The sequence below is a fragment of the Streptomyces sp. E2N166 genome, assembly GCF_003671715.1.
Lineage (GTDB): Bacteria > Actinomycetota > Actinomycetes > Streptomycetales > Streptomycetaceae > Streptomyces > Streptomyces thinghirensis.
Genome location: NZ_RAIF01000006.1, coordinates 223,948 through 228,832, shown reverse-complemented (window position 1 = coordinate 228,832; position 4,885 = coordinate 223,948). Strand labels below are relative to the sequence as shown.

Below are 4,885 nucleotides of genomic sequence, written 5' to 3'. Positions count from 1 at the left end.
GGGCCAGCCGGTTCGCCCGCGCGTTCAACCCCGCATACGTCAGGCTCTCGCCCTCGCACGTCAGCGCCACCGCATCCGGCGTGGCCGCCACCTGCTGCTCGAACAACGCCACCACACCCACCGGCGGCATGCCGTCGCTCGGCTGGCCGTTCCACTCCTCCAGCACCCGGTGCCGCTCGGCCGGGTCCAGCAACTCCAGCCGGCCCACCAACCCACCCGGATCAGCGACGATGGCCCGAAGCGTGCTGACGAGCCGCGTTGTGATCTTCCTGACGAACTCCTCGTCACACAGCTCGGCCCGGTGGCCGATGCGCATGTGCAGTGCGTTGCCTTGCATGTGTGCGACGAGGCACAGCGCGAAGTCCGTGTTACCGACTGAGTTGAGTGACGTCAGACGGAGAAGTGCGGAGTCCAGATGGCCGTCGATCTCGGACGTGTCCAGGGGGTAGTTCTCGAAAATCAGCGCCGTGTCGAAGAGCTTGCCGGCCTTCGCCCAGCGCTGGATCTCGGCGAGGTTGACCCACTGGTGGTTCAGGAGGCGAGCCTGCTCGGACTGCAGCCGTCGCAGGAGGTCCGTCACTGACTCGGCGGGGTCCAGCCGGGCGCGAAGCGGCAGCGTGTTGATGAAGAGGCCCACCATCGACTCGACACCCTCCAGCTCCGCGGGGCGCCCTGAGACAGTGGTGCCGAAGACGACATCGTCGCGTCCGACGGCCTGGGAGAGCGTCAGCGCCCAGGCACCCTGGAGGACCGTGTTGACGGTCAGCCCATGGGTACGGGCGATCCGGATCAGTGCCTCGCCGGTTTGTTCGTCGAGTTCGATGTCGGTGCTCCCGGGGGGAGCAACGACGGGCGCGGGATCGGGTGCGATGAGGATGGCGTCGTCGAGGTCGGCCAGGGCGGCGGTCCAGGCTTCCTGGGCGGCGTTCTTGTCCTGGTCGTTGAGCCAGGTGAGGTAGTCGCGGTACGGGCGGGTGCGTGGCAGTGCGCTGGCGTCTCCGCGCGATATGTAGAGCGACATCAGGTCGCGCAGGAGCAGGGGGGTCGACCAGCCGTCCAGGAGAACATGATGGTTGGTCAGGATGAAGCGGAACCTGTTGCCACCGAGGCGGATCAGCGTGAAGCGGATGAGGGGTGGCCGGGAGAGGTCGAACCGCTTCCAGCAGTCTTCTGCGGCGGTGCGTTCAAGCTCGGCCTCCTGTTCAGCGGCCGGGCGCGCGGTGAGGTCCACTTCCCGCCATGCGGGCTCCACATCCCGGTGGATCACCTGCACCCACTGGCCGGAGCCGCGCTGCCGGAAACTCGCACGCAAGTTGGCGTGCCGCTTCAGCAGCGCCGTCGCGGCACCTCGCATGGCAGTGGCGTCCAGTTCGCCCTCGAGGTCGAACGAGTGCTGGGAGACGTAGACGTCCAGCTCTTCCTCATCCAGGAGGTGCAGGAAGAGAAAGCCCTCCTGTAGTGGCGACAGGCTGAGAACGTCCTCGATCTTCCCGCGCGACTGCTGGCTCATTCTATATTCCCCACTCGGAGTCGAGTTCTGCCTCAAGCTGGTCGAGTTCAGCCTGCGTAATGGAGGTGTGGGAGACGTCGGACGGAGCGAGCCCCCCGGCGCCCGCGCTGTTCGCGTGTTCGACGAGCCCCCGGAGTGCCTTGAACCAGCCCTCTGCCAGTTGCATTGCGTCGTCTTGTGTCAGCAGCCTCGATGCGTAGGTCCACCGCGCCTGGAGCTGAGGACCTGCCAACGTGTCCGTGGTGACGGAGTTGACGTCGATCGCGTGGCTCGTCGGCATGGCCGGGCTGATACCGGTGATGCCGCTGGACACTGGCTGCCAGTGCCCGGATTCCCGGTTGCCGACCAGCCTGCCGTGGTAGTTGAAGCGGAACTCGGCGCCGGGGAGCTCGGCCAGCCGCGATCGCGTCTGGTCGTTGAGGTAGCGCAGCAGGCCGTAGCCGAGGCCGTCGCCCGGCGTTTGGCGAAGCTGTTCCTTGATGTCCTTCAGCGCTTGGCCGAGCGCCGTACCGCTGTTCCAGATCCCTGCCCAGCCGGCGACATGGTGCTGGATGCGCAGCGGGTAGACAGCGGTGAACCAGCCCGTCGTACGGGTGAGGTCAACACCCGGGACCGCGTGTTCATGCCGGCCGTGACTCTCTAGGTCGACGACGACGGGAGTGTCGGGTCCGTCCGGGTGCGGGCGGCTGTGGCGCCAGTTGCCGACGGCCAGGGCGAAGGCGGTGAGCAGCAACTCGTTGAGGGTGGCGTTGTAGTGGCCGGGGACCCAGGTGAGAAGCGCCTGGGTAGTCTCGGTGTCGAGTTCTGACACGTGGTCCGCTGTGGTGGCGTGGGTGTCATGCGCGGGATCGAGACACAGGTGCGGAGAGACATCGGCGAGGGTCGTACGCCAGTGTTCGAGCTCGGCCACACGGGCCGGGTCGGCTGCCGCCTTGTGGAGGGCAGTGGCCCACTGACGCCATGATGTGCCGGTCGGCTGCAGTGTCACAGGGGCGGGTGGCCTGGCGGCGGCGGACTCGCAGGCGGCTACGAGGTCACCCACCAGGATGTGCCAGGACACTGTGTCGACGGCCAAGTGGTGTGCCAGCAGGATGAGCCTGCCCTCCTGGGCACTGCGGTCGAGCCAGACGGCCTGCAGCATGACGCCCTGCGTGGGCGAGAGCCTCGTACGGGCTGCGGTGCCCTCTTCTGTGATGAGCCGCTGGAGGGCGCTGTCGTCCAGGCCGGTCGCGTCCACGGTGACGAGACAGTCCGTAGCGGTTACCACGCCAGGCGGTTGGACCTCCATCGCGCCGTCGGGCCCGGTGCGCAGACGGAGGCTGTCGTGGTGGTCCAGCAGGACTTGGAGTGCTTCGGTGAGTGTCCAGGAGGCGAGATCCGCGGGGGTGCGCACGGTGACGGACTGGCTGAACTCGCTGGTCGGTCCACCGACGTCGGCCAGCCACGCCGACATGGGCGTGGGCGGCACGGGGCCCACGGGCGTCACCGCCTGGGTCTCCTCGTCCGTGTTGTCGCCGGCCGAAGCGGCAGCTGCGGCCTCGGCGAGTGCGGCGACGGTCTGGTGCTCGAACACGTCCCGGACGGTGAGGTTGTACCCGAGCGCGCGTGCTTGGGCGATCAGCCGGATGGACAGGATGCTGTCGCCGCCGATGTCGAAGAACCGGTCGTCGGCATCGACGGCGTCGACCTGTAGGGCCCGGGCGAAGAGTTGCGCCAACTGCTCCTCTCGACGGCCCTGCGGAGCTCGGCCAGCGACAGTCTTGCTGTAGTCCGGTGCTGGGAGAGATTTGCGGTCGAGCTTGCCGTTCGGGGTCAGTGGGAGGCTGTCGAGGGAGACGAAGGCTGACGGGATCATGTAGTCGGGCAGGTTCACCGCCAGGTGCGTGCGCAGTTCCCTGGTGCTGATCGCCTGCTCAGCGACGATGTAGGCAGTCAAGCGGGGACTGTCGAGGACATCCTCACGCATGACGACGGCAGCGTGGACGATCCCGTCATGGGCGGTGAGGGCGTTCTCGATTTCGCCGGGTTCGATGCGGTGGCCGCGGAGTTTGATCTGGTGGTCGGTGCGTCCGGCGTATTCGAGGTGGCCGTCGGTGTGCCAGCGGGCGAGGTCGCCGGTGCGGTACATGCGGGTGCCGGGTGTGCCGTGGGGGTCGGCGGTGAAGCGGTCGGCGGTCAGGCCGGGGCGCTGGTGGTAGCCGCGGGCGAGTTGGTTGCCGGCGATGTAGAGCTCGCCGAGCACTCCTGCCGGTACGGGGCGGAGGGCGGTGTCGAGGACGTATAGGCGGGTGTTCCACACCGGGCGGCCGATGGGTACGGGGCCGGTGTCGTAGGTGGCGGTGTGGTGGTAGGTGACGTCGACGGTGGCTTCTGTCGGCCCGTACAGGTTGTGCAGCTCGACTTCGGGCAGGGTCGCGTTGAAGGTGTTGGCCGTGTCGCGGGGCAGCGCTTCGCCGCTGCTGAACACCCGGCGCAGTGTTTCCGCGCATTCGGCGGCTTCCGGCTCCGTCAGGAAGGCCTGGAGCATCGACGGTACGAAGTGGCAGGTGGTCACCGCCTCTTCGCGGATGAGCCGGGCTAGGTAGCGCGGGTCCTTGTGTCCTCCGGGCTCGGCGATGACGAGGGAAGCACCCTCCTGCAATGGCCAGAAGAACTCCCACACGGACACGTCGAAGGATGACGGTGTCTTCTGCAGCACTCGGTCGCCGGGCGCGAGCGGGTAGGTGTCCTGCATCCAGCGCAGCCGGTTGTCGACCGCGGAGTGCGGTACGACAACGCCTTTGGGGCGGCCGGTGGAGCCGGAGGTGTAGATCATGTACGCCGGGTGGTGCGGCGTGAGTGGCGTGGTGCGGTCGGTGTCGGTGAGGTTCCGGTCGGTGTGTCCGTCCAGGTCCAGGTCGTCCAGGGTGGTGAGGTGCAGGGCGGGAGCGGCGTCGTTGAGGATGTGGGCGATGCGCTCCGGTGGGTAGTCCGGGTCGATGGGGACATAGGCCGCCCCTGTCTTCAGGACGGCGAGGAGGCTGATGACCAGGTCGGGGCCGCGGGGAATGCCGATCGCGACGAACCGTTCCGGCCCCACCCCGCGGCCCGCCAGATAACGGGCCAACTGGTTGGCACGCGCGTTGAGTTCCGCGTACGTCAGGCTCTGGCCCGCGTATGCCAGCGCCACCGCATCCGGTGTGGCCGCCACCTGCTCCTCGAACAGCTCCACCAGGTTCGTGGGCGGGTTTTCGACCGGCTGCCCGTTCCATTCCTCCAGCAGTTGATGCCGCTCGGCCGGGTCCAGCAATTCAACCTGTGTCAGGACCTGTTCCGGGTCAGCGGTGAAGGCTGTCAGGAGGTGCGTGAAGCGTTGGAGGAAACTTGCTGCGGTTC

At 67.6% G+C, this 4,885-nt stretch carries 2 protein-coding genes; both read right to left on the bottom strand.

Features of this window, described 5'->3' with window-relative positions; genetic code table 11:
• Positions 1 to 1,510 (bottom strand): condensation domain-containing protein (locus EBH09_RS01260; protein ID WP_238697137.1); only part of this gene is annotated, 1,510 nt, incomplete at its 3' end.
• Position 1,511: 1 nt separating this feature from the next.
• On the bottom strand, positions 1,512 to 4,885 hold a 3,374-nt coding region (locus EBH09_RS01255), incomplete at its 5' end, for an amino acid adenylation domain-containing protein (RefSeq protein WP_238697136.1).